General features: G+C 73.2%; 21 protein-coding genes and 1 riboswitch. Of the genes, 13 read left to right on the top strand and 8 right to left on the bottom strand.

Features of this window, described 5'->3' with window-relative positions; genetic code table 11:
- Window positions 1–44: 44 nt before the first annotated feature.
- The 6 genes from hppD to M8C11_RS08645 are packed head-to-tail and all read left to right on the top strand — an operon-like array spanning window position 45 to window position 6208.
- Entirely contained in the window at window positions 45–1145 is a 1101-nt protein-coding gene (hppD, locus tag M8C11_RS08670; protein WP_252449177.1) for a 4-hydroxyphenylpyruvate dioxygenase, read from the top strand.
- Between the two features lie 53 nt (window positions 1146–1198).
- Window positions 1199–2122: a phytanoyl-CoA dioxygenase family protein gene (locus M8C11_RS08665; RefSeq protein ID WP_120569636.1), complete on the top strand. Its 924-nt coding sequence runs from the start codon at window positions 1199–1201 to the stop codon at window positions 2120–2122.
- A gap of 2 nt (window positions 2123–2124) precedes the next feature.
- Window positions 2125–2922, top strand: coding sequence for a DUF3050 domain-containing protein (locus tag M8C11_RS08660; RefSeq protein WP_013286631.1), 798 nt, complete (start codon window positions 2125–2127; stop codon window positions 2920–2922).
- The gene (locus M8C11_RS08655) at window positions 2919–3890 is read left to right on the top strand and encodes a thiamine pyrophosphate-dependent enzyme (protein WP_252449176.1); all 972 of its coding nucleotides are present in this window, start codon (window positions 2919–2921) and stop codon (window positions 3888–3890) included. The genes M8C11_RS08660 and M8C11_RS08655 overlap by 4 nt, the downstream gene beginning before the upstream one ends.
- Window positions 3890–4855, top strand: a complete 966-nt coding sequence (locus M8C11_RS08650; RefSeq protein WP_252449175.1) for an alpha-ketoacid dehydrogenase subunit beta — start codon at window positions 3890–3892, stop codon at window positions 4853–4855. Before M8C11_RS08655 ends, M8C11_RS08650 begins: the two co-directional genes overlap by 1 nt.
- 3 nt (window positions 4856–4858) lie before the next feature.
- Window positions 4859–6208 carry a hypothetical protein gene (locus tag M8C11_RS08645; RefSeq protein ID WP_252449174.1) on the top strand — a complete coding sequence of 450 codons (1350 nt, stop codon included), beginning with the start codon at window positions 4859–4861 and terminating at the stop codon, window positions 6206–6208.
- A gap of 298 nt (window positions 6209–6506) precedes the next feature.
- Here M8C11_RS08645 and M8C11_RS08640 read toward each other — a convergent pair whose 3' ends face one another.
- From M8C11_RS08640 to M8C11_RS08620, 5 genes are read right to left on the bottom strand one after another with little or no spacing between them, the layout of a single operon-like run.
- The gene (locus M8C11_RS08640) at window positions 6507–7187 is read right to left on the bottom strand and encodes an SGNH/GDSL hydrolase family protein (protein ID WP_252449173.1); all 681 of its coding nucleotides are present in this window, start codon (window positions 7185–7187) and stop codon (window positions 6507–6509) included.
- 41 nt (window positions 7188–7228) lie between these two features.
- Window positions 7229–7861: an HAD family hydrolase gene (locus M8C11_RS08635; RefSeq protein ID WP_252449172.1), complete on the bottom strand. Its 633-nt coding sequence runs from the start codon at window positions 7859–7861 to the stop codon at window positions 7229–7231.
- A complete protein-coding gene (locus M8C11_RS08630; protein ID WP_252449171.1) occupies window positions 7858–8250 on the bottom strand; it encodes an MmcQ/YjbR family DNA-binding protein in 393 nt (130 codons plus the stop codon). The genes M8C11_RS08635 and M8C11_RS08630 overlap by 4 nt, the downstream gene beginning before the upstream one ends.
- Window positions 8251–8286: 36 nt before the next feature.
- The gene (locus tag M8C11_RS08625) at window positions 8287–9507 is read right to left on the bottom strand and encodes an MFS transporter (RefSeq protein ID WP_252449170.1); all 1221 of its coding nucleotides are present in this window, start codon (window positions 9505–9507) and stop codon (window positions 8287–8289) included.
- Window positions 9504–11066: a class I adenylate-forming enzyme family protein gene (locus M8C11_RS08620; protein ID WP_252449169.1), complete on the bottom strand. Its 1563-nt coding sequence runs from the start codon at window positions 11064–11066 to the stop codon at window positions 9504–9506. Before M8C11_RS08620 ends, M8C11_RS08625 begins: the two co-directional genes overlap by 4 nt.
- 285 nt (window positions 11067–11351) lie before the next feature.
- Here M8C11_RS08620 and M8C11_RS08615 point away from each other — a divergent pair, with 285 nt between their 5' ends.
- The 6 genes from M8C11_RS08615 (at window position 11352) to M8C11_RS08590 (ending at window position 17637) form a co-directional block, all read left to right on the top strand.
- On the top strand, window positions 11352–12662 hold the full coding sequence (locus M8C11_RS08615) for an SGNH/GDSL hydrolase family protein (protein ID WP_256485784.1): 1311 nt from the start codon (window positions 11352–11354) through the stop codon (window positions 12660–12662).
- Between the two features lie 66 nt (window positions 12663–12728).
- The gene (locus tag M8C11_RS08610; RefSeq protein WP_120569646.1) at window positions 12729–13952 is read left to right on the top strand and encodes a cytochrome P450; all 1224 of its coding nucleotides are present in this window, start codon (window positions 12729–12731) and stop codon (window positions 13950–13952) included.
- The gene (locus tag M8C11_RS08605) at window positions 13949–14917 is read left to right on the top strand and encodes an alpha/beta hydrolase (protein ID WP_252449168.1); all 969 of its coding nucleotides are present in this window, start codon (window positions 13949–13951) and stop codon (window positions 14915–14917) included. Before M8C11_RS08610 ends, M8C11_RS08605 begins: the two co-directional genes overlap by 4 nt.
- Window positions 14910–16013, top strand: a complete 1104-nt coding sequence (locus M8C11_RS08600) for an alpha-hydroxy acid oxidase (protein WP_252449167.1) — start codon at window positions 14910–14912, stop codon at window positions 16011–16013. Before M8C11_RS08605 ends, M8C11_RS08600 begins: the two co-directional genes overlap by 8 nt.
- 1 nt (window position 16014) lies before the next feature.
- Window positions 16015–17358: a PLP-dependent aminotransferase family protein gene (locus M8C11_RS08595; protein WP_252449166.1), complete on the top strand. Its 1344-nt coding sequence runs from the start codon at window positions 16015–16017 to the stop codon at window positions 17356–17358.
- 27 nt (window positions 17359–17385) lie between these two features.
- Window positions 17386–17637, top strand: a complete 252-nt coding sequence (locus M8C11_RS08590; protein ID WP_013286617.1) for a hypothetical protein — start codon at window positions 17386–17388, stop codon at window positions 17635–17637.
- Window positions 17638–17695: 58 nt separating this feature from the next.
- Here M8C11_RS08590 and M8C11_RS08585 read toward each other — a convergent pair whose 3' ends face one another.
- The gene (locus M8C11_RS08585) at window positions 17696–19132 is read right to left on the bottom strand and encodes a glycine hydroxymethyltransferase (protein ID WP_013286616.1); all 1437 of its coding nucleotides are present in this window, start codon (window positions 19130–19132) and stop codon (window positions 17696–17698) included.
- A gap of 18 nt (window positions 19133–19150) precedes the next feature.
- Window positions 19151–19240: riboswitch (ZMP/ZTP riboswitch) on the bottom strand.
- Window positions 19241–19345: 105 nt separating this feature from the next.
- Here M8C11_RS08585 and M8C11_RS08580 point away from each other — a divergent pair.
- On the top strand, window positions 19346–20152 hold the full coding sequence (locus M8C11_RS08580) for an SDR family oxidoreductase (protein WP_252449165.1): 807 nt from the start codon (window positions 19346–19348) through the stop codon (window positions 20150–20152).
- Window positions 20153–20216: 64 nt separating this feature from the next.
- Here the strand turns inward: M8C11_RS08580 and M8C11_RS08575 are convergent, their stop codons facing one another.
- A complete protein-coding gene (locus M8C11_RS08575; RefSeq protein WP_120569651.1) occupies window positions 20217–20717 on the bottom strand; it encodes a hemerythrin domain-containing protein in 501 nt (166 codons plus the stop codon).
- A 107-nt stretch (window positions 20718–20824) separates the two neighbouring features.
- On the bottom strand, window positions 20825–22309 hold the full coding sequence (locus tag M8C11_RS08570) for a S8 family serine peptidase (RefSeq protein ID WP_252449164.1): 1485 nt from the start codon (window positions 22307–22309) through the stop codon (window positions 20825–20827).
- Window positions 22310–22389 lie beyond the last annotated feature (80 nt).

Raw genomic sequence — 22389 nt, 5'->3', positions numbered from 1 at the left:
GGCGTCCGTCCGGGTCGCGATCACGGGGGGAACAGGGGAAGCCCATGACCATCAACGGGATAGATCATCTCGAACTGTACGTGGGGGACGCCCGGCAGGCGGCCTTCTACTTCGACAACGCCGTCGGTTTCCGGCTGTGCGGGCAGGGCGGTCCGGAGACCGGGCTGGACGGGCAGCGCTCGCTGCTGCTGGCCCAGGCCGGCATCCGGCTGCTGCTGACCACCGGCCTGTCCGCGGAGCACCCGGCGGCCACCTACGTGCACCGGCACGGCGACGGCATCGCCGTGGTGGCGCTCGCCGTCGACGACGCCGCCGGGGCGTACGCGGAACTGGTGGACCGCGGCGCGACGGCGCTGAGCCCGCCGCGCACCTTCACCGGCGCGGACGCCGAGGTGGTGGTGGCCGAGGTCGGCGGCTTCGGCGACGTGGTGCACCGCCTGGTCGAGCGCCGCGGCGACCCGGGCGTGTTCCTGCCCGGCGCGATCGAGCCGGTGACCGCGCCGGACGGCACGGACACGCTGCTCGCCGAGGTCGACCACCTGGCGATCTGCGTGCCGCCGGGGCAGCTCGGCGAGACGGTGGCGCACTACGAGAAGGTGTTCGGCTTCGCCGACATCTTCACCGAGCACATCGAGGTCGCCGGCCAGGCGATGAACTCCAAGGTGGTGCAGAGCCCGTCCGGGAAGGTCACCTTCGTGCTGCTGGAGCCGGACACCGGCGCCCGGCCGGGGCAGATCGAGGACTTCCTGCGCTGGCACGCCGGCGCCGGGGTGCAGCACCTGGGCCTGCGCACCGACGACATCGTCACCGCCGTCGGCGCGCTCGCCGGGCGCGGGGTGCGGTTCGCCAGCACCCCCGGCGCGTACTACGACGGCCTGGAGCAGCGGGTCGGCCGGCTGGACGCGCCGGTGGACCGGCTGCGTGAGCTGAGCATCCTGGTCGACTCCGACCACGACGGGCAGCTGCTGCAGATCTTCACCGAGTCGATGCACGTGCGCCGCACCCTCTTCCTCGAACTCATCGAGCGGCGCGGAGCGCGCACCTTCGGCAGCGGCAACATCAAGGCGCTCTACGAGGCCAAGGAACGCGAGCTGGCCGCGGCGGGGTCGACCCCCGCTGTCGCGGCCGGAGGGGTTGGGGCATGAGTGAACGCACCGAGCGAAGCGAGGGCCGTGAGGCCATGCCGGGCCGGCTCGGCATGACCACCATCGATCCCGGGCTGACCGCCGAGGAGGAGGCGCTGCTGCCCTCCGACGAGGACGTCCGGCACTACGCCGAGCACGGCTGGTACCTGTCGAAGAAGCTGCTCACCGACGACGAGGTGGACGAACTCGTCGCCGCCACCGACAGCTACTACGCCGGGGAACGCGACCGGCGGCTGCCGGTACGGCCGCCGAAGCTGGCCTACTGGGAGCCGTCCCGGGGTGACGTGCAGCGGCACAACGACTACGTCCACCACGAGCACGACGGCATCGCCCGCATCCTGCGCAAGCCGCTGATCGGTGCGGTCGCCGCCCGGCTGGCCCGGGCCGCCGAGATCCGCATCTTCCAGTCCACGCTGATCTGGAAGCCGCCGATCGCCGGCGAGCCGTCGAACATCGTGCCCTGGCACTTCGACAAGCACTACTGGGCGTCCTCGTCGTCGGAGAACATGCTCACCGCGTTCATCCCGTTCCACGACTGCGGCGAGGAGATGGGCACCATCACCATGGTCGACGGCTCCCACCGCTGGCGGGAGATCGGCGCCGACGACACGGTGGTGCGGCACTTCGCCGACCGGGACCGCGACCAGCTCGAAGTGATGCTCGCCGAGAACGCGGCGTACAACGGCGCGCAGATCCGCAAGATCCCCATGGTGATCCCCAAGGGACACATGAGCTTCCACCACTGCCGCACCTATCACGGCAGCGGTGCGAACGTCAGCGGGCGGCCCCGCCGGGCCGTTTCGCTGCACCTGCAGGACGGCGACAACGCCTGGCGGGAGTATCCGCTCTCCGACGGCACGCTCGCCGCGTACAACCACGACGTGCTGGTCCGCCGCACCCACGAGGGCCGGCCGGACTACGCGGACCCCGATTACTGCCCGGTCATCTGGCGCGACCGCGCCCAGCAGGGAGGCTGACAATGTCACGGTACGACTGGGGTAAGACGCACCCGGGCATCGAGCGGCTGGAGCGGGCGGTGACCGAGCGCCGCGACGTGGTGGTCAAGCACCCCCTCTACGCCAACCTCGACACCCACGACGCGCTCGTCACGTTCATGGAGCACCACGTCTTCGCCGTCTGGGACTTCATGTCCCTGCTGAAGTCGTTGCAGCGGCAGCTCACCTGCGTCACGGTGCCGTGGATCCCCACCGGACCGACCGGCAGCCGCCGCCTGATCAACGACATCGTGATGGTCGAGGAGAGCGACGAGCTGGGCGACGGCTACATCAGCCACTTCGAGCTGTACGTGCAGGGCATGACCGAGGCCGGTGCCGACACCACCGCCGTGAACAAGCTCGTCGACCTGCTGCGCGACGGCACCCCGGTCACCGAGGCGCTCGGCGCCGCCGGTGTCCCCGCGGCGTCGGCCGCGTTCGCCGGCACCACCTGGCGGATCATCGAGACCACCCCGGTGCACTGCCAGGCCGCGGCGTTCGCGTTCGGCCGCGAGGACCTCATCCCGGAGATGTTCACCCAGGTCGTCGCCGTCAACGAGCGCAGCAACCGGCTGAACAAGTTCGTCGACTACCTGGAGCGGCACATCGAGGTCGACGGCGAGCAGCACACCCCGATGGCCATGCAGATGCTGGCCGACCTGTGCGGCGACGACGACACCAAGTGGCAGGAGTGCGCCGACACGGTGAACGCGGCGCTCGCCGCCCGCGCCCGCCTCTGGGACGACATCCTCGCCGCCGTCAAGGAGGGCCGTCCGGCGTGACCGGCTCCGACCCGCTCCGGCTCTACCGGACGGTCCGGCTGATCCGCCGCTTCGAGGAGCGCGCGATCGAGCTGGTCCGCGCCGGGGAGATCGTCGGCGGCATCCACCCGTACCTCGGTCAGGAGGGGATCGCCGCCGGCGTCTGCGCCGCGCTGGGCGCCGAGGACCTGGTCACCGGCACCCACCGCGGGCACGGGCACGTGCTCGCGAAGGGCGCCGACCCGGCCCGGATGCTGGCCGAGCTGTGCGGCCGGGTCACCGGGCTCAACCGGGGCCGGGGCGGGTCGATGCACGCCGCCGACTTCGGCGTCGGCGTCCTCGGCGCCAACGCCATCGTCGGTGCCGCCGGCGCGATCCTCACCGGCGCGGTGTGGGAGCGCCGGCGGCGCGGCGCCGACATCGTCGGCGCCACCTTCTTCGGCGATGGCGCGGTCAACGAGGGCATGCTCCTGGAGGCGTTCAACCTGGCCGCGCTCTGGCGGATACCGGTGCTGTTCGTCTGCGAGAACAACGGCTACGCCACCACCATGCCGGTCGACGGCGCGGTCGCCGGCACCATCGCCGGGCGGGCCGCCGCCTTCGGCATGCCGGCGGCCGCCGTCGACGGGCAGGACCCCGAGGCGGTACGCGAGGTCACCGCCGCCGCCGTCGCGCGGATGCGCGCCGGCGGCGGCCCCGAACTGGTCGAGGCCCGCACCTACCGCTTCGACGCCCACCACACCTTCGAACATCAGGTACGCCTCGACTACCGGCCGCCGGAGGAGGTGGCCGAGGGCCGGTCCCGCGATCCGGTCGACATCGCCGGAGCGCGGCTGGACCCGGCGGTGCGGGCCGAGGTGGACGCCGCGGTCGAGGCGGAACTGGACGCCGCCGTCGAGTACGCGCTCGCCGGGCCGCACCCCGACCCGGCGACCGCCCTGGACCACCTGTACGCAAGCGGGCTCACCGCCCGGACCGGAGGTGGCTGATGCCCCGGCTCTCCTACCGCAGGGCGCTCACCCGGGCGCTGGCCGACGAGATGACCCGCGACGAGTCGGTCGTGGTGCTCGGCGAGGACATCCGGGTGGCCGCCGCCAACGTCACCACCGGCCTGCTGAAGAAGTTCGGCCCGGAACGGGTCCGCGACACCCCGCTGTCCGAGCAGGCGTTCACCAGCTTCGCCACCGGCGCGGCGCTGGCCGGGGCCCGCCCGGTGGTGGAGTTCCAGATCCCGTCGCTGCTGTTCCTGGTCTTCGAGCAGATCGTCAACCACGCGCACAAGTTCCCGCTGATGACCGGCGGCCAGTGCGCGGTGCCGGTCACGTACGTGGTGCCCGGCTCCGGGTCCCGCACCGGCTGGGCCGGGCAGCACTCCGACCACCCGTACGCGTTGTTCGCCCACGTCGGGGTGACCACAGTCGTACCGGCCACCCCGGCCGACGCGTACGGGCTGCTGGTCTCCGCGATCCGCTGCGACGACCCGGTGGTGGTCTTCGCCCCGGCCGGCGCCCTGGACCTGCGCGCCGACGTCACCGACCTGACGCCGGTGCCGCTGGGCCGCGGGGTCGTCCGCCGCCCCGGCGCCGACGTCACTGTGGTGGCGGTCGGGCACCTGGTGCACGATGCGCTCGCCGTCGCCGAGGAACTCGCCGGCCAGGCGTCGGTGGAGGTCTTCGACCCCCGCACGCTCTACCCGTTCGACTGGGACGGCCTCGTCGAGTCGGTGAGCCGCACCGGGCGGCTGGTCGTCGTCGACGACGGCAACCGCTCCTGCGGCATCGCCGGGGAGATCATCGCCACCGTGGTCGAGCGGGTCCGGCTGGCCGCGCCGCCCCGGCGGGTGACCCGCCCCGACGGCGCGGTGCTGCCCTTCGCGCCGGCCCTGGACCGGGCCGTGCAACCCGGCCGCGACCAGCTCACCGCCGCCATCCAACTGACCCTCAAGGACGGATGAACGATGGACCCGAACTACACGTGGCCGCCGCTCGGCCAGGCGTGGACCGACCTGCCCGAGTCCACCCGTACCGCGATGGTGACCACCGGCGCCGCGGCCTGGGAGAAGGTCTTCCACGGCCGGGCCACGTACAACAAGCAGTGGCGGCTGGCTCGCCCGCCGGTGTTCACCGCCGACGCGTTCCGCGAGCTGAACGAGGTCTGCGACCGCATCGCCCAGCTCATCCTGGAGGCGTGCCGGCGCCGCGCCCGTACCGCCGGTGACCTGCGCCTGCTGCTCGACGTGCCGGACGGCGAGACCCGGCTGCTCGACCCGGACGAGGAACTGCACGAGGGGCTGCTCGCCGCGTACCGGCCCGACGTGCTGTTCTCCGGTGGCGTGCCGTGCATCGTGGAGTACAACATCGACAGCAGCCTCGGCGGCGGCTTCGACGCCGACACGGTGATCCAGCGGTACGCCGAGCTGTACCGCGCGCACGACCTGCTCGACGGGTCGCGGCCCGCGCCCTCGTTGCTGGACCAGCGGTTCGTGGCCATCCGGGACACGCTCGGCCTGCCCGACGGCGCGCGGGTGGCGTTGCTGATGGACTTCGACGCCGACTACCCGGGACTGGACGACCCGGAGACGTTCATCCGGATCCTGTCCCCGCTGATCGACCAGGCCCGCCCGTTCGGCATCGACCTGGTCATCGCCCCGGTCGCCACCGCCGCCCTGGACGCGCAGAACCGGCTCGTCGTCGGCGGCGCCCCGGTCGATGCCCTGTTCCGGCTGTTCGTGCCCAATCGGGTCACTCCCAGCCCCGGGCTGGACGCGGTCGCGGGCGCGCTCGCCGCCGGCACGCTGCCGATGTTCGTCAGCAGCGCCGCGTGGCTGCTCAGCAACAAGCTGAACTACGCGTGGCTCTGGGACGACCTGGACCTGCTGCCGGAGGACGACCGGACGCTGATCCGCCGGTACGTGCCGCACACCGTGGCGCTGACCGCCGACCAGCTCGACCGGGCGCTCGCCGAACAGGCCGACCTGGTCGCCAAGCCGGCCGGCGGCTCGGCCGGGCACGGTGTGCTGATCGGCCGGGAGATGACAGCTGTGGCGTGGGCGGACGGGGTACGCGCGGCGATCGCCGAGGGCGGCAACATCCTGCAGCGCTACCACGAGGCGGACCGGGTGGCGATGGACTTCGTGCAGATCGAGACCGGTGAGACGGTCACCGCCGACGTCCCGTACAGCCTCGCCCCGTACCTGTTCGACCGCACCGCATCGGGTGCGCTCGCCCGGGTCGGTTACCCGGGTTGCGACGAGGTCCTCAACCTGGCGAGAGGCGTCCTCCTGACCGGCATCCTCCTAACCGACTGACCGCCCCTTTCGCTCCCCCCGCCCCCAGCGCGTTGATCAAGGAGTTTGCGTCCTCACAGGGGCGCCTCACTGACCCAAACTCCTTGGTCAACGGTGTGGGCCGGGGCTGCGGGTTGGCTCCTGGGCGACCCTGATCCCGCTGATCATGAAGTTGGCGGGGACAAAATGGACGCGCAGTGCCGTCAACTTCATGATCGTCGGGCCGGGCCGGGCCGGGCCGGGCCGGGCCGGGCCGGGCAGGGCAGGGCAGGGCCGGGCCGGGCAGGGCAGGGCAGGGCAGGGCGACGGGACGAGTGGGTCAGGGGTGGGGGACGTGGGTGGAGAGGACTCGGAGGGTTTCGGCGGTGGCTATCGCGTCGCTGCGAGCGCTGCCGTGCCGGCCGTCGCTGCTGTACAGCGACGGGTCGGCCACCAGCGGGTGGTCGGTCAGGTGGACGTGCAGCGTGCCCAGCCGTTCGGCCACGCCCCGGGTGTGCCGGGACAGCCGGCGCATCCGCTCGCCCAGGCCCGCGCGTAGCGCGTCCGGCACCGCCGGGCTGTGCGACACGTCGAACATGCCCACCGTGATCACGTCCGCTCCCGCCTCCCGCAACGCGGTGATCATGGCGGTCAGCTCGGCGTCGACCGCGTCCGGGTCGTAGGCGGACCGGAATGCGTCGTTGCCGCCGCACACCACCAGGGCCAGGTCCGGTGCGAAGGCCAGCGCGTCGGCGAGCTGCGTGGCCCGTACCTCGTGTGCCCGCAGCCCGCGCCGGCCCAGGTTCAGGTAGGCCAGCTCCGGCCGGATCGCGCGCAGCTCGGCCGCGATCCGGTCGGCCCACTGGAGGTCGGGGTAGCCGTCGGCCGGCTCGCACAGCCCTTCCGCGACGCTGTCGCCCAGCACCACGAACCGTTGCCACGGGTGCCCGCGCAGCAGTTCGGCGGCCTCTCCGGGCCGCAGGCACCACGGGTCCGTCGCCTCGGTCAACGTCGATGGCATGCCCGGCAGGCTAGCCGAGCGTCCCGTGCGGGGAAAGAGGCTCAGGGCAGCAGGGCCAGCAGCTCCCCGGGCCGGGTCAGGCTGAGGTCGGCCGGCTCGTCGGGGTCGTACTGGTGACCCCAGGCGGCGGCCACCGCCACCGCGCCGCTGTGCCGGGCGGCGCGTACGTCAAGTGGCGAGTCGCCCACGTACGCGGCGCGGCCGGGCGGCACGCCGAGGCGGCGGCAGGCCGCCTCCACGCCGTCGGGCGCCGGTTTGGGGCGCTCGACCTGGTCGCCGCCGAGGACGACCTCGAAGTGAGCGAGCAGCCCGGCCCGGTCGAGCAGGATCTCGGCGGCGCGGTGGCTCGCGCCGGTGAACACGCCGACCGGCACCCGGGTGGCGATCTCGGCGAGGGCGTCCGCGACGCCGGGGTAGACGCGTACCCGCCCGGCGAGCGCATCCAGCTCGGCGTGGTAGCGGTCCAGGTCGTCACCGGAGGCCGGCCGGCGCAGCAGGTGCGTCAGCAGGTCCGCCGGGGAGCCGATCGAGTAGCCGGCGATGACCTCGGCGTCGGTGTACGACGGGCCGCCGCCGGCGCGCACCGCCGCCCGGTAGGCCGCGGGCACCACCGCGTGCGACTCGACGAGCGTGCCGTCCATGTCGAAGACGATCGCGTCCACCGGGCCGGTCACGCGTTCTCCGCCCGGTGCGCCGTGGCGAGCCGCTTCGGTGCGCGTGCGTACCACGCCTCGGTGACCAGCTCGGTCAGCTCGTCCATGTCGATCCGGTCGAGCCGCACCAGCACCGCCGGGTAGCCGTCGAAGTGTGGCGTGGTGAAGTAGACTGCCGGGTCGTCGGCGATCAGCGCCTCCTTGGCGCCCAGGTCGGGCACCCGGACGCCGAGGATCGGGCCGTCGGGCGCGGCGGCGCCGAGCGCCTCGATGTCGCCGCGGCGCAGCGGCCGTTCCCAGACGAACATCTTGTCGCGTACCCGCCAGGCGGGCAGGTCGTCGTGCGAGCCGCGCTCGGTGGTCTCGGGCAGGGCCAGCGCGATGCGCCGCACGTCGTCCCAGGTCGCCATGGCACCGACCCTACCGAAACCCCCCGACACGACGGCTCAGACCGGCGTGGGCGTGGCCGGTTCCGCGGCCGGGCGCCGGGACGCGCGGGTCAGCAGCAGCGGCCCGACGGTCAGCACCAGGCAGACGCCCGACATCACCAGCAGCGCCGGGGTCAGGTCGAGCAGCGCCACCGACCAGCCGCCGAGCAGCGCGCCGACGGGCAGGCCGAGGAACGCCACCGAGCCGGAGATGCCCAGCACCCGGGTCTGCAGCTCGCCCGGCACCCGCTGGTAGAGCGCCGCGCCGAGCAGCGGGTTCACCGCCGCGATGCCGATGCCGGACAGGAACGTCACCACGAGCACCACGACCAGGTCGTCGCTGAGCGCCAGCGCGAGCAGCCGGGGCGCGCCGCTGAGCGTCAGCCCCAGCGCGAACGTCGTCCCGGCCGGCAGCCGCGTGCCGACCACTGTGAACAGCAGGTTGCCCAGCAGCGCGCCGGCCGAGAAGACGCCCAGCAGCAGACCGAACCCGGCCGGGTCGCCGAGCACCTCGTTGACCCACAGCGGGATCCAGACCGCGACGCTGGCGTTGGCGAACATGTTCGACACCGAGACCACGATCAGCATGGTCATCAACGTCCGATCGGTGCGCAGGTACGCGAAGCCGCCGCGCAGCGCCCGCAGGTACGGCTCCCGGGGCGCCGGTTGCGCCGGTGCGGGCGGCCGGACCAGCACGCCGATCAGCAGCGCGCAGACCGCGAACGTGGCCGCGTCGATCCAGATGGCCCGGGTCAGCCCGACCCAGTCGATGAGCAGCCCGCCGAGCACCGCGCCGAACAGCGTCATGCCGCGGGCCAGACCGTCGTAGGCGCTGGTGAGCCGGATCAGCGGCACCCCGGCCCGCTCGGCGGCCGGCTTGAACAGCACGTGCTTGACCCGGTCGCCGATGCCGCGCAGCCCGCCGGCGACCGCCACCAGCACCAGCAGGGTGCCGAAGCCGAGCCAGGGCGCCAGCGCCACCACGGCCATCGCGACGGCGCTGGCCGCGTCCACGAACACCGAGGTACGGCGTACCCCGAACCGGTCCGCCCAGGGGGTCGCCAGCGCGCTGGAGAGCATGTACGGAAGCGTCTCCGCCGCCGCGACGAGCCCCATCTTGGTGGGGCTGCCGGTGGTCGCCATCACGAGCCAGGGGATGGCGACCACCGAGATCCGGGTGCCGAGGTTGGACAGCAGGTCGGCGCCGACCAGGGTGTACAACTCCCGGCGCGGGTTCACGCCGGACTGCCGATCGGGTCGGCGCCGGCCGGGTGTCCGGCGGCGTACCGGGCCCGCAACGCCCGCTTGTCGACCTTCGCGGACCGGTTCAGCGGCAGCGCGTCGACGAACTCCACAGCGCCCGGTGCCCAGGTCTCGCTGAGTTCCCGGACCACGAGCGCGATCAGCTCCTCGCCGGTCACCGACGCGCCCGGCGACGGCACCACGTACGCGTGCGGCAGCTCCCCGGCCACCGGGTCCGGTACGCCGATCACGGCGGCGGCGCGTACCTCGGGGTGGCCGGCGAGCACGTCCTCGATCGGGCGCGAGTAGATCGGCCAGCTGCGCTGCCGGGTGAGGATCCGGTCCTGTAACCGGTCGACCAGGTAGAGGAAACCGTCGGCGTCGAGGTGGCCGATGTCGCGGGTGCGGACCCACCCGTCGACGAGCGTCTCGGCGGTCAGCTCCGGCTGACCGTGGTAGCCGGCGAAGCTCAGCTTGGTGCGTACCCACACCTCGCCGTCCTCGCCGGCCGGCAGCACCCGCCCGTCGGCGTCGCGGATCTGCACCGAGACGTCCCCGTACGGGCGGCCGCAGGAACGCAGCCGCTCCGGGTGCTCCGGGTCCTCGGTGAGGCCGGGCAGCGCGCAGATGACGACCGCCTCGCTGAGCCCGTACACGATGCGCAGGCACGGGCCGAAGCGGGCGATGGCCTGGCGCAGCCGGGCCGGCGCGGCGGGCCCGGCGCCCACGTTGAACATGAACATGGCGGAGAAGTCGGCGCCCGGCAGGTCGGGGTGGTCGAGCACCTCGTAGAGCATCGGCGGGGTGACGAACGTGGAGGTGAGCCGCTCGGAGTCCACGGTGGCGATGAACGCTGCCGGGTCCCACTGCTCGCGCAGGAACAGCACGCCGCCGGTGAACAGGTTGAACAACGTGGTGATCTGGCCGCTGGCGAGCCACATCGGGGAGTGCGACAGGTGCCGCAGCAGCGGGAACCCGGCGCCCCGGAAGTCGGCGGCGAGCGCGAGCACCTGCCGGTAGAAGCTCTCCCGGTGGTGCACCAGCTTCGGCGTGCCGGTGGTGCCGCTGGTCTGCAGGAACGACTCGGGCGCCGGCACCTCGGCGGGCAGTTCCACGGCCGGCCCGGCGGCCTCGGCGGTCAGGTCCGGTCCGGCGCCGCCGGGGCCGAGGCAGAGCACCGGTACGCCGGACAGGCCCGCCGCGACCTGCACCGCCTGCGCGTCCCGTGGGTCGTACACGAACGCCTCCGGCGCGGACAGCGCGACGAACTCGTCGACCTCCCGCCGGGAGGTCACCGGGGCGACCCACATGCTCCGGCAGCCGAGCAGGTGCAGGGCCAGTTGCAGCAGCGGACCGTCGATCGTGTTGCCGAGCATCACCAGCACCGCGGCGCCGGGGCGTACCCCGTGACGGCGCAACGCGGCGGCCAGGCCGCGCACTTCGGCGGCCACCCGGGGGTAGGTGAGGCGGCGTCCGCCGCCGACGAGCGCCTCCCGGTCGCCGAACCCGGCGAACAGCTCCAGCGCCTCGTGCACGTAGTTCGGCCGGTCGGTCATCGGGCAGCCCCCATCATGGTCCGCGAGCGGCGTCCGGCCAGGTCAGGGCCGGGACAAGACGGCAGGTGCCAGGGTCGGCGACCGCACCGCCGCCAGCCCCGAGCCTAGGCAGCCGCGGTCCACGGCGGACAGAGCCGATCGTCGCTGCGTCACGTCCCCCGGGCATTTGATCATGTCGATCAGGTTGATTGACGCTCGTCACGGCCGGAAGCTAGTTTCCGGTCCATCGCCCGGGCCGGTGCCGCCGACCGCGTCACGCCCGGGGCTGCCGACCATGGAGGATCGATGCCGACCCCGAAGAGATGGCACGTCATAGCTTCCGCCGTAACGCTGCTGATCGCCGCCACCCCGGCGGTCACCGCGAGCGCCGGCCCGACCGGGAACGACCGCGCCGGGCACGGGCGCGCCGAGTGGGCCGGAACCTGGGCCGCGGCGGTGACCCGCGGGAACAACGTGGGCCTGACCGAGACCGGCCTGAACAACCAGAGCATCCGGATGACCGTGCAGACCTCGGTCGGCGGGCCGCGCCTGCGGGTGCGGCTGACCAACCTGTACGGCCAGCAGGCCGTCCAGGTCGGCCGCGCCACGATCGCCCGGCCGAACACCGCCACCCCCGACGACCTGTCCGACATCGTCCCGGCGAGCGTCCGCCAGCTGACGTTCTCCGGCGCCGGCTCGGCCACCATCAACAAGGGCGCCGAGCTGCTCAGCGACCCGGTGGCCTTCCCGGTGACCGAGCAGGAGGACCTGGTGGTCACCCTGTACTTCCCGGTGCTCACCGGACCGGTGACGTTCCACGGCCAGTCCAAGGTCACCAACTTCATCGGCGCCACCGACCTCACCTCGGCGGCCGACGGCGCGGGCTTCACCATCCGGCCCAACTGCTGCTGGATGTTCCTGTCCGGCATCGACGTGGAGCGCAAGGCCACGCCCGGCTCCGTGGTGGTGCTGGGTGACTCCATCGGCGACGGCAACGGCAGCACCGTCAACGCCGACCGCCGCTGGCCGGACTTCCTGGCCGAGCGGCTGATCGACGCCCGCCCGGAGCCGCGTACGCCGGGTGTGCTCAACCTCAGCCTGGCCGGCAACCGGCTCAACCACGAGGGCACCGAGCCCGGCGCGGGCGGGTTCCCCGGCTACTACGAGCTGGGCCCGAACGCGCTGGCCCGGCTCAACGAGGACGTGTTCCCGCAGACCGGGGTGCGTACCGTCATCACCCACCTGGGCATCAACGACATCTGGATGAACGGCGACAGCCCGGAGGCGATCATCGCCTCGCTGCGCCAGCTCAACCGGCAGGTCCAGGCGCGCGGCCTGACCAGCATCGCCGGCACGCTCATGCCGTACGAGGGCAACGGCGGCCCGGGTGTGTGGACGCCGGAGAAGGACGCCACCCGGCAGGCCGTCAACACCTGGCTGCGCGGGCCGGGGCGGGCCGAGTTCGACGGCGTCGTCGACTTCGACGCGGTGATGCGCGATCCGGCCCAGCCGAGCCGGCTGCTGCCGGCGTACGACTCGGGTGACCACATCCACCCGAACGACACGGGCGCTGCGGCCATGGCGAACGCCGTGCCACTGAAGCTGCTCGGACTGTGACACCGGGCGGGGGCGGCGGTCGACACGACGCCGCCCCCGCCGCCGTTTCCTGGGGAGGAAGAGACAGTGGACGTCAGTGAGATCCTGACCGGGCTCTACAGCGAGCAGGGCCGGCAGAACCCGTATCCCTTCTACGCGGCCCTGCACGAGCACGGGCCGATCAACGCCGTACCGGCCCGGGCCGAGCACAGCACCGTGAGCGCGGTGGCCGGCGGGTACGACATCGTGGACCAGATCCTGCGCGACCCCGGCTGGTACAAGGGCTTCCCGCCCGGCTGGGAGGAGCAGGAGATCCTGCGCACGTTCCTCACCTCGATGATGTTCGTCAACCCGCCGGACCACACCCGGATGCGTGCGGTGTTCGCCAGGACGTTCACCCCGCGCCGCCTCGGCGCGCTGGAGCCGGTGATCGAGCGGATCGTCGCCGAACGCCTGGACCACATGGCCGAGGTGGGTGCGGACGGTCACGAGGTGGACTTCGTGGCCGACTTCGCGTACCCGGTCCCGGCGCTGGTGATGGCCGAGTTCATCGGCCTGCCCGCGGCCGACCTGTCCTGGTACCGGCAGCGGGTCGACTGGATCGACGAGTACATGGACGTGTCCGGCAAGACGCCGGAGCGGCTGGCCCGGGCCAACCAGGCCGCCGAGGAGCTGCGCGTCTACTACCGGGACCTGATCGCCCACCGGCGCCGCACGCCCGGCCACGACCTGATCAGCGGCCTGGTCGAGGTGCTCGACGCGGGCGGCGTCGACCTCACCGAGGAAGAGTTGATCAGCAACCTGATCGTGCTGTTCAACGCCAGCTTCGTCACCACCGTCTACATGTTCAGCAACGGCCTGCCGCTGCTGCTGGACCACCCGGACGTGACCGCCGCGCTGCCCGGCGACGACGAACTGGCCCGCGGCTGCGTGGAGGAGGTGCTGCGGATGGAGAGCCCGGTGCACTTCCTGGCCCGCTCCGCGCCGGCCGGCGTCGACCTCGGCGGCGTCCCGGTCGACCGCGACGACAACGTGCTGCTGCTGATCGCCGCCGCGAACCGCGATCCGGCCCGGTTCCCCGACCCGGACCGCTTCGACCCGCGCCGCGACGGCCCGCCGTCGCTGGCCTTCGGTGTCGGGCTGCACTTCTGCCTCGGGTCGGCGGTGTCCCGGCTGGAGGGCCGCCTGGCGCTGCCGCGCCTGTTCGCGCGTTTCCCCCGGCTCGCCGTCACCCAGCCCTACACGTACAGCGGGAGCCTGTTCCTGCGCGGTATCGACAAACTCTTCGTCACCACCGGGGAGGCCGGATGACACTCGATCCGCAGGTGGTCGCGTGGCGGGCCGCGCGGGCCGCCGCCGGCACCGTGCCGCTCTACACCCAGACCCTCGCCGAGGCCCGCGCCGCCGACCTCGCCGCGATCCGCGCCGGCTCCGGCGCGGTCGAGCCGGTCGCCGAGGTACGCGACACGACGGTGCCCGGCCCGGGCGGGCCGCTGCCGGTGCGGATCCACCGGCCGGACGGCGACGGGCCGCTGCCCACGCTCGTCTACTTCTTCGGTGGCGGCTGGACGCTCGGCAGCGTCGACACGGCCGACGGGATCTGCCGGCGGCTGGTCAACCTCACCGGCGCCCAGACCGTGACGGTCGGCTACCGGCTCGCCCCGGAGCATCCGTTCCCGGCGGCGGTGGAGGACTGCCACGCCGCGCTGCGGCACCTCGCCGCGCACGCCGCCGAGTTCCGCGTGGACCCGGACCGGCTGGCGGTGGGCGGCGACAGCGCGGGCGGGAACCTGGCTGCCGCGGTGACGCTGCTGGCGCGCGCCGACGGCGGTCCCCGGCTCGCCGCCCAGCTGCTGGTCTACCCGAACACCGACCAGCGGCCCGGGCACCGGCCCGGCGACGACGAGGACCCGATGCTGTTCAACAGGCACTCGGTGGGGTGGTACCGCGGCCACTACCTGGCCGATCCCGGCGACGCGGCCCACCCGCTCGCGTCGCCGCTGCTCGCCGAGGACCTGTCCGGCCTGCCTCCGGCGCTCGTGGTCACCGCCGGGTACGACCCGCTGTGCGCCGAGGGCGAGCGGTACGCGTCCCGGCTGCGTGAGGCGGGCGTGCCCACCGAGACGGCCCACTACCCGGGGATGGTGCACGGGTTCTTCGCGATGCCCGGCGTGTTCGACGCGGGCCGCCAGGCCCAGGAGCGGGCCGCCGCCTTCCTGCGCCGCGCATTCGGGCTCGACCCGGCGCACGCGGCGGCGGGTGCCGACCATGGGTGACGCGGCGGACGGCTTCGTGCCGCCGGCCAGCCTGGCCGAGTTCGCCGCGCCGGCCCGGGCGGTCCTCCCGGCCGACGTGTGGGACTTCGTCGACGGTGGCAGCGGCACCGAGACCGCGCTGGCCGCGAACCGGGCCGCGCTGGACCGGGTGGCGGTGCTGCCCCGGATGCTGGCCGGGGTGGACGACCCGTCCACCGAGGCGGCGCTGCCCGGCGGCCGGGCCGCGTTGCCGGTGGCCGTGGCGCCGATGGCGTACCAGCGGCTGCTGCACCCCGACGGCGAGCCGGCGCTCGCGGCGGCGGCCCGCGCGGCGGGCGTGCCCTACGTGGCGAGCACGCTGTCCAGCACGCCGATCGAGGAGATCGCGGCGACCGGAGCGACGGTGTGGTTCCAGCTCTACTGGCTGCGCGACCGGGCCCTGGTGGCCGACCTGCTCGACCGGGCGGAGGCGGCCGGCTGCGCGGCGGTGATGGTGACTGTGGACGTGCCGGTGCTCGGGCGGCGTCTGCGCGACGCCCGGAACGGTTTCGCGCTGCCGCCGCACGTCACCGCGGCGAACCTGCCCGGCGGCCGGGACGACCTGGCGCACCAGGGCACCCCGGGCGTCTCGGCGGTGGCGGTGCACACCGGCGCGGTGTTCGCCCCGGCGCTGAGCTGGGCGGACCTGGAGTGGCTGCGCGAGCGTACCCGGGTGCCGTTGCTGGTCAAGGGCATCCTGGACCCGCGCGATGCGGTCCGCGCGGCGGACGCCGGCGTCGACGCCGTGGTGGTCTCCAACCACGGCGGACGGCAGCTCGACGCGGCCCCGGCCAGCGCGGCCGTGCTGCCGGAGGTGGTCGAGGCGGTCGACCAGCGGTGCGCGGTGCTGCTGGACAGCGGCGTCCGCAGCGGCGTCGACGTGCTGCGCGCGCTGGCGCTCGGCGCGGACGGCGTGCTGCTGGGCCGGCCGCTTCTCTGGGCGCTCGCGGCGGGCGGCCGGGCCGGTGCCGAGGCGGCGCTGGCGCTGCTCGCGGCGGAACTGCGCGACGCCCTCATCCTCAGCGGCTGCCCCGACCCGGCCTCGGCCCGGCGGCTGCGTACCCGGATCGGAGGCTGACGTGGATCCCGTCGACCTGGCCGTCACGGCGCTGCACGGCAGTGTCGGCGACCCGGCGCTGAACTCGATGAACTTCCTCAACGAGGTGGCGCAGCACTACCCGGACGCGGTGTCGCTGGCGGCCGGGCGGCCGTACGAGGAGTTCTTCGACTCGGCGCTGCTGCACACGCACCTGGACCGGTTCCGCCGCCACCTCGCCGAGGAGGTCGGGCTGGACCGGGCCGGTGTGGACCGGACGCTGTTGCAGTACGGCCGCACCAAGGGCGTCGTGCACCACCTGATCGCCCGTCACCTCGCCGTGGACGAGGGGCTCACCGTCGACCCGGAGTCGATAGTGGTGACGGTCGGCTGCCAGGAGGCGATGTTCCTGGTGCTGCGCGCGCTGCGGGCCGGCCCGGCCGACGTGCTGTTCGCGGTGGCGCCCACGTACGTCGGGCTCACCGGCGCGGCCCGCCTGGTCGACCTGCCGGTACGCCCGGTGGCCGGCGGGCCCGGCGGCGTCGACCTGGACGACCTGCGCGCCGGGCTGCGCCGGGCCCGGGCGGAAGGGCTGCGGCCCCGCGGCTGCTACGTGATGCCCGACTTCGCCAACCCGTCCGGGGTCAGCATGGACACCGCGCACCGGCGGCGGCTGCTGGACCTGGCCGCCGAGGAGGACATGCTGCTGATCGAGGACAACCCGTACGGCCTGTTCCCGGCCGACGGCACCGCGCGGCGGCCCACGCTCAAGGCGCTGGACACCGCCCGCCGGGTGGTCTACCTCGGCTCGTTCGCCAAGACCGTGCTGCCGGGCGCGCGGGTCGGCTACGTGGTGGCCGACCAGCGGGTGGGGGAGGCCGACGGCACCGTGGTCCCGTTCGCCGACCACCTTGCGAAGATCAAGAGCATGGTCACCGTGAACACGTCGCCGATCAGCCAGGCGGTGATCGGCGGCGCGCTGCTCGCGCACGACTGCTCGCTGGTGGCCGCGAACACCAGGGAGCGGGCCGCGTACGCCCGCAACCTGCGCCACCTGGTCGACGGCCTGGCCCGGCGCTTCCCGGCCGGCGGTCCGGTCTCCTGGACCGTCCCGGCGGGCGGGTTCTTCGTGGTGGTGAGCGTGCCGTTCGCCGTCGACGACGCGCTGCTGCACCGCTCGGCCCGCGAGTACGGCGTGCTCTGGACCCCGATGGCGCACTTCTACGACGCGGGCACACCGGTGAATGCGTTGCGGTTGTCGGTGAGCGCTGTCACACCGGAGTCCATCGATCTGGGCCTGGACCGGCTGGCCGCGCTGGTCACGGACACCATGCCGGGCGGCGTGACGCCGGAGTGTCAGGGTTCCGCCACAGCGCGTGTTTCCTGACGCCGTCGCTCTGTTGATAATGGACGAATGGTTGCCTGGGAGTACGCGTTGCTCGTTCGTCGGTATCAGGGTCAGGGTCGCAATTTCCACGTCTCGTTCGTGTGGTACGGCCCGGACGGGTCACGCACCGACGTGACCGCGTACGGCGACACCGCGATCGCGCACCTCAACCGGGTCGGCCGGGAGGGGTGGGAGCTGGTCTCCGCCGCCGAGGACGTGAACAACGTGCAGGGCAGCACCGAGGTCCACCGCTACCACCTGAAGCGCCCGCTGCGCTGACCCCGTAACCGCCGGCGCCCCGGGAGATCGTTCTCCCGGGGCGCCGCCGTCACGACTGTCAGCCCAGGTCCACGGCGGGGTAGAGCGGGAACGGCGTGAGCAGGTCGGCGGCCTGCTTGCCGACGGACTCGGCGACGGCCGGGTCCAGCACGTACTTCGCCTTCGACGGCGCGCCGTCCGGGCCGGTGCCCGGCGTGGTCTGGCTGAGCACGGTGTGGATCAGCTCGGCGGTGGCGTCCATCTCGGCGGCGCCGAGCCCTCGGGTGGTCAGCGCCGGGGTGCCGATGCGGATGCCCGAGGTGTACCAGGCGCCGTTCGGGTCCTGCGGCACCGAGTTGCGGTTGGTGACGATGCCCGAGTCCAGCAGCGCCTGCTCGGCCTGCCGGCCGGTCAGGCCGTACCCGGACACGTCGATGAGCACCAGGTGGTTGTCGGTGCCGCCGGTGACCAGCGTGGCGCCCCGGCGCAGCAGCCCGTCGGCGAGCGCCTGCGCGTTGTCCACGATCCGCTGGGCGTAGTCGGCGAAGTCGGGGCGGCGCGCCTCGGCCAGCGCGACCGCCTTGGCGGCCATCACGTGCGGCAGCGGCCCGCCGAGCACCATCGGGCAGCCCCGGTCGACCTGGTCGGCCAGCTCCGGGCCGCAGAGCACCATGCCGCCGCGCGGGCCCCGCAGCGACTTGTGCGTGGTCGTGGTGACGATGTGCGCGTGCGGCACCGGGTCGAAGTCGCCGGTGAACACCTTGCCGGCGACCAGCCCGGCGAAGTGCGCCATGTCGACCATGAACGTGGCACCGACCGAGTCGGCGATCTCCCGCATGATCCGGAAGTTGACCTTCCGCGGGTACGCGGAGTAACCGGCGACCAGGATCAGCGGCTTGAACTCGCGGGCCGCCTCGGCCACCCGGTCGTAGTCGATCAGGCCGGTGGCCGGGTCGGTGCCGTAGCTGCGCTGGTCGAACATCTTGCCGGAGATGTTCGGCCGGAAACCGTGGGTGAGGTGCCCGCCGGCGTCCAGCGACATGCCGAGCATCCGCTGGTTGCCCAGCTCGCGGCGCAGCGCGAACCAGTCGGCCTCGGTGAGGTCGTTGACCTGCCGCGCCTGCGCCTTGCGCAGCGCGGGGGACTCGACCCGGTCGGCCAGGATCGCCCAGAACGCGACCAGGTTGGCGTCGATGCCGGAGTGCGGCTGCACGTACGCGTGGGACGCGCCGAACAGCTCCCGGGCGTGCTCGGCGGCGAGCGCCTCGACGGTGTCGACGTTCTGGCAGCCGGCGTAGAACCGGCGCCCGACGGTGCCCTCGGCGTACTTGTCGCTGAACCAGTTGCCCATGGCCAGCAGCGTCGCGGGGGAGGCGTAGTTCTCGCTGGCGATGAGCTTGAGCGACTCGCGCTGGTCGGCCAGTTCCGCGGCGATGGCGTCGGCCACGCGCGGCTCGACGCCGCGGACGACCTCCAACGCGCTGCGGAAGGCGGTGGACTCGGCGTTGCGCGACATGCGACCTCCAGGTGACGTGCGGAAGGCCCAGGCGCTCGGCATGCGTCCTCATGACGAGGCCGCTCCCCGATGGTGCTCCATCTCCACGCGCCAGTCACGGCCCGTGCCGATCCTACCGGCCCGGCCGGGACCTGCGGGGTTGGGCCGCCCGTCCCGGGGCACACCGTGGGGGAGGCCGGCCCCGACCCGGCCCGGGGGAGAGGAGGCACGACCATGACCACACCGAGCACCGGACGGCCGCTCGCCGTGGTGACCGGCGCGTCCAGCGGCATCGGGTACGAGCTGGCGGTCCAGTTCGCCGAGCACGGGTACGACGTGGTGGTCGCCGCCGAGGACGCGGCGATCGAGCGCGCGGCGGGCGACCTGCGGCGCGACGGCGGCCCGGAGGTGTACCCGGTCCAGGTGGACCTGGCCACGCCCGAGGGCGTACGGCGGCTGGCCGGGGAGGTGACCGGCCTGGGCCGCCCGGTCGACGCGCTGGCGCTCAACGCCGGCCGGGGCGCGGGCGGGGACTTCGTCGGCGGCACCGACCTGGCCGACGAGCTGACAGTGATCGACCTGAACGTCCGCTCGACGGTGCACCTGGCCAAGCTGCTGCTGCCGGACATGGTCCGCCGGGGCGCCGGGCGGGTGCTGTTCACCTCGTCCATCGCCGCCACCATGCCCGGGGCGTACCAGGCGGTCTACAACGCCTCGAAGTCGTTCGTGCAGTCCTTCGCCGAGGGGGTGCGCAACGAGCTGAAGGACAGCGGCGTCACGGTGACCTCGCTGATGCCCGGCCCGACCGACACCGAGTTCTTCGACCGGGCCGACATGGAGGACACGCGGGTCGGCCAGGGGCGCAAGGACGACCCCCGCAAGGTGGCCGAGGACGCGTTCGAGGCGCTGATGAAGGGGGAGCACAAGGTCGCCGCCGGCTCGCTGGTCAACAAGATCCAGGTGGCCGCCGGCAAGATCGTCCCGGACCGGCTGAAGGCCGAGCAGCACCGGAAGATGGCCGAGCCCGGCTCGGGCGACTGAGCACCGACGCGAGCGGGACCGCCCCGAAGGAAGGGGCGGTCCCGCTCGCGTTCCGGGCCCGGTGTCAGGCGACCACGGCGTCCAGCGACTTCTTCAGCGCCTTCGGGGCGGTCGGCGTCTTCGGCGCCTTCGGCCGCAGGTCGAGCATCCGCTGGCCGATCTCCTGGAGCTGGTTACGGCCGAGCGCCTCGCGCACCTTCGGGAACCACTCCTGCTCCTCCTCCTCGACGTGGTGCAGCACGTTCTCGATCAGCACCGTCGTCTTGGCGTTGAAGCGCTCGTCGTCGGCGTCCATGGTGAACAGCTCGAAGCAGAGCACGTCCGCGACGTGGTGCTCCTCGTACGACTCCAGGATGTCGTCCTCGACGTCGGGCACCAGCTTGCGGACCTCCGGGTACATCACCTCGTTCTCCAGGTAGGTGTGCACCGTCAGAGCTTCGAGGATCTGCCCGACGATCTTCCCGCGCTTGCTCGCCGGCCCCTCCTCGGCCTCCTGAAACGCCTTGAACAGGCGGCGGATCTCCTTGTGGTCCTCCTTGAGCAGGACGATCGCGTCGGTGGACACCGGTTACCTCCTAAGTCGGCTGACGGTGCCCCCCTACCCGGTGCCCGACCAGGACAAACGGAACCGGGCCCGGCGTGATCGCCGGGCCCGGTCCACGCGGGTCGGGGTTACTTCACCGCGTTGTACGCGTCCACGACGCCGGCGCCGTAGAACCCGTTGCGGTTCCCGCCGGAGCAGGTCGCGTCGTACGCGTTCGGGCCCGCCGGGATCAGCGGCACCGGGTTGTAGACGCCCGACGGGCAGGACTTCGCCACCGCCGTGCGCTCCAGGAACGAGGCCAGCTGGCCGGGGTTCATGCCCGGGTGCGCGGACAGCGCCAGCGCCGCGACGCCGGTGGCGTGCGGGCTGGACATCGAGGTGCCCTGCTTGTAGCCCCACCCGTTGGTGCGGGTGGCGGTGTTGAAGGTGGTGGACAGGATGCCGTCGGCGGACGTCGAGACCGCGCCCCGGGTCCGGAACCGGGTGTCGCCACCCGGCGCGGTCACGTCGATCACGCCCTGGCCGTACGAGGAGTAGTAGCTCTTCTCACCGGTCGGGCCGACCGCGGCGACCGTCACCACGCCCGGCGCCTCGGCCGGTAGGACCAGGCAGGCGTTCGTGAGGTTCTCGCGGTCCTCCGGCGTGCCGTTGTTCGGGCTGCCGGTGTCGGTGATCTTGTGGGCCAGGTCCCAGTTCGAGTTGCCGGCCGACGAGACGTGCAGCACGCCCTGGGACTGCGAGTAGCGCAGGGCCCGCTGCACGGCCTTCCACACCGGGCGCTGGCGGGCGTCGTTGCGGCAGTTCAGCTGCCACGGGTCGATGTAGTAGCTGTTGTTGGTGAGCTGGAAGCCGTGCTCGGCGGCCCACATGAACCCGCAGACCGCGGCCTCCGGGAAGATGTAGCCGTCGTCGTTGACCACCTTGACGGCGGCGACCTTCACACCCGGCGCGACGCCGGTGACCCCGGCGCCGTTGACGGCGGCGGCGATGGTGCCCGCCACGTGGGTGCCGTGGTCGCTGGTGGTGGGGTTCCACGAGGCCTCGGCGGTGTTCGGGACACCGCCGACGCAGGAGGCGCTCTTGTCCCTGGCGATCTGGGTCGCCAGGTCCGGGTGGCTGCTGGAGATGCCGCTGTCCAGCACACCCACCACGACCGACGGGCTGCCGCCGGTCACCGCGTGCGCCTGCGGGACGCGGATCTGGTCCATGTCCCACTGAAGGTTGTAGAGCGGCTCGGCGGTCGGGTCGCCGGTGGCCGCGGCGACGGCGGCGGCCGGCACCTCGACCGTCTCGCCCTCGTCCAGGGCAGTGCCCAGGCCGGCGGTGGAGGCGACCGACTCGACGCCGGCGCCCGCCACCCGGGTGACGAAGTCCGGGGCGGACGAGCGCACGACCAGCACGCCGATCTTGTCGTACGCCGCCACCACGGTGCCGTCGGCGGCCGCCACCCGGGCGGCGGCCTTGGCGGTGCCGTTGCCCTGCGGGGCGAGCACCAGATACGAGGTCTCCGGTCCGGCGGCCGCGGCCGGCGCCATGCCGCCGGTGAGGGCGAGCCCGGCGCCGAGCGTCACCGCGGACGCCGCGGCGAGTGTCTTGCGACGGAGATTGTTCACACAGACTCCCAGGGGTTCGTGCGGGTGGACCGCACCCCTGAACGGGCTGCGGTCCGGGCGGAGGCACGGCGAAGTACCGG

The sequence above is a fragment of the Micromonospora sp. CPM1 genome, assembly GCF_023896895.1.
Classification (GTDB): domain Bacteria; phylum Actinomycetota; class Actinomycetes; order Mycobacteriales; family Micromonosporaceae; genus Micromonospora; species Micromonospora tulbaghiae.
Note: the sequence above shows the minus strand (reverse complement) of the source record. Positions and strands in the feature narration are given on the sequence as shown.

Coding starts and splice junctions, on each gene's coding strand:
- hppD (WP_252449177.1), top strand. CDS start 45: ATGACCATCAACGGGATAGATCATCTCGAACTGTACGTGGGGGACGCC.
- M8C11_RS08665 (WP_120569636.1), top strand. CDS start 1,199: ATGACCACCATCGATCCCGGGCTGACCGCCGAGGAGGAGGCGCTGCTG.
- M8C11_RS08660 (WP_013286631.1), top strand. CDS start 2,125: ATGTCACGGTACGACTGGGGTAAGACGCACCCGGGCATCGAGCGGCTG.
- M8C11_RS08650 (WP_252449175.1), top strand. CDS start 3,890: ATGCCCCGGCTCTCCTACCGCAGGGCGCTCACCCGGGCGCTGGCCGAC.
- M8C11_RS08645 (WP_252449174.1), top strand. CDS start 4,859: ATGGACCCGAACTACACGTGGCCGCCGCTCGGCCAGGCGTGGACCGAC.
- M8C11_RS08640 (WP_252449173.1), bottom strand. CDS start 7,187: ATGCCATCGACGTTGACCGAGGCGACGGACCCGTGGTGCCTGCGGCCC.
- M8C11_RS08630 (WP_252449171.1), bottom strand. CDS start 8,250: ATGGCGACCTGGGACGACGTGCGGCGCATCGCGCTGGCCCTGCCCGAG.
- M8C11_RS08620 (WP_252449169.1), bottom strand. CDS start 11,066: ATGACCGACCGGCCGAACTACGTGCACGAGGCGCTGGAGCTGTTCGCC.
- M8C11_RS08615 (WP_256485784.1), top strand. CDS start 11,352: ATGCCGACCCCGAAGAGATGGCACGTCATAGCTTCCGCCGTAACGCTG.
- M8C11_RS08605 (WP_252449168.1), top strand. CDS start 13,949: ATGACACTCGATCCGCAGGTGGTCGCGTGGCGGGCCGCGCGGGCCGCC.
- M8C11_RS08600 (WP_252449167.1), top strand. CDS start 14,910: ATGGGTGACGCGGCGGACGGCTTCGTGCCGCCGGCCAGCCTGGCCGAG.
- M8C11_RS08590 (WP_013286617.1), top strand. CDS start 17,386: ATGGTTGCCTGGGAGTACGCGTTGCTCGTTCGTCGGTATCAGGGTCAG.
- M8C11_RS08585 (WP_013286616.1), bottom strand. CDS start 19,132: ATGTCGCGCAACGCCGAGTCCACCGCCTTCCGCAGCGCGTTGGAGGTC.
- M8C11_RS08580 (WP_252449165.1), top strand. CDS start 19,346: ATGACCACACCGAGCACCGGACGGCCGCTCGCCGTGGTGACCGGCGCG.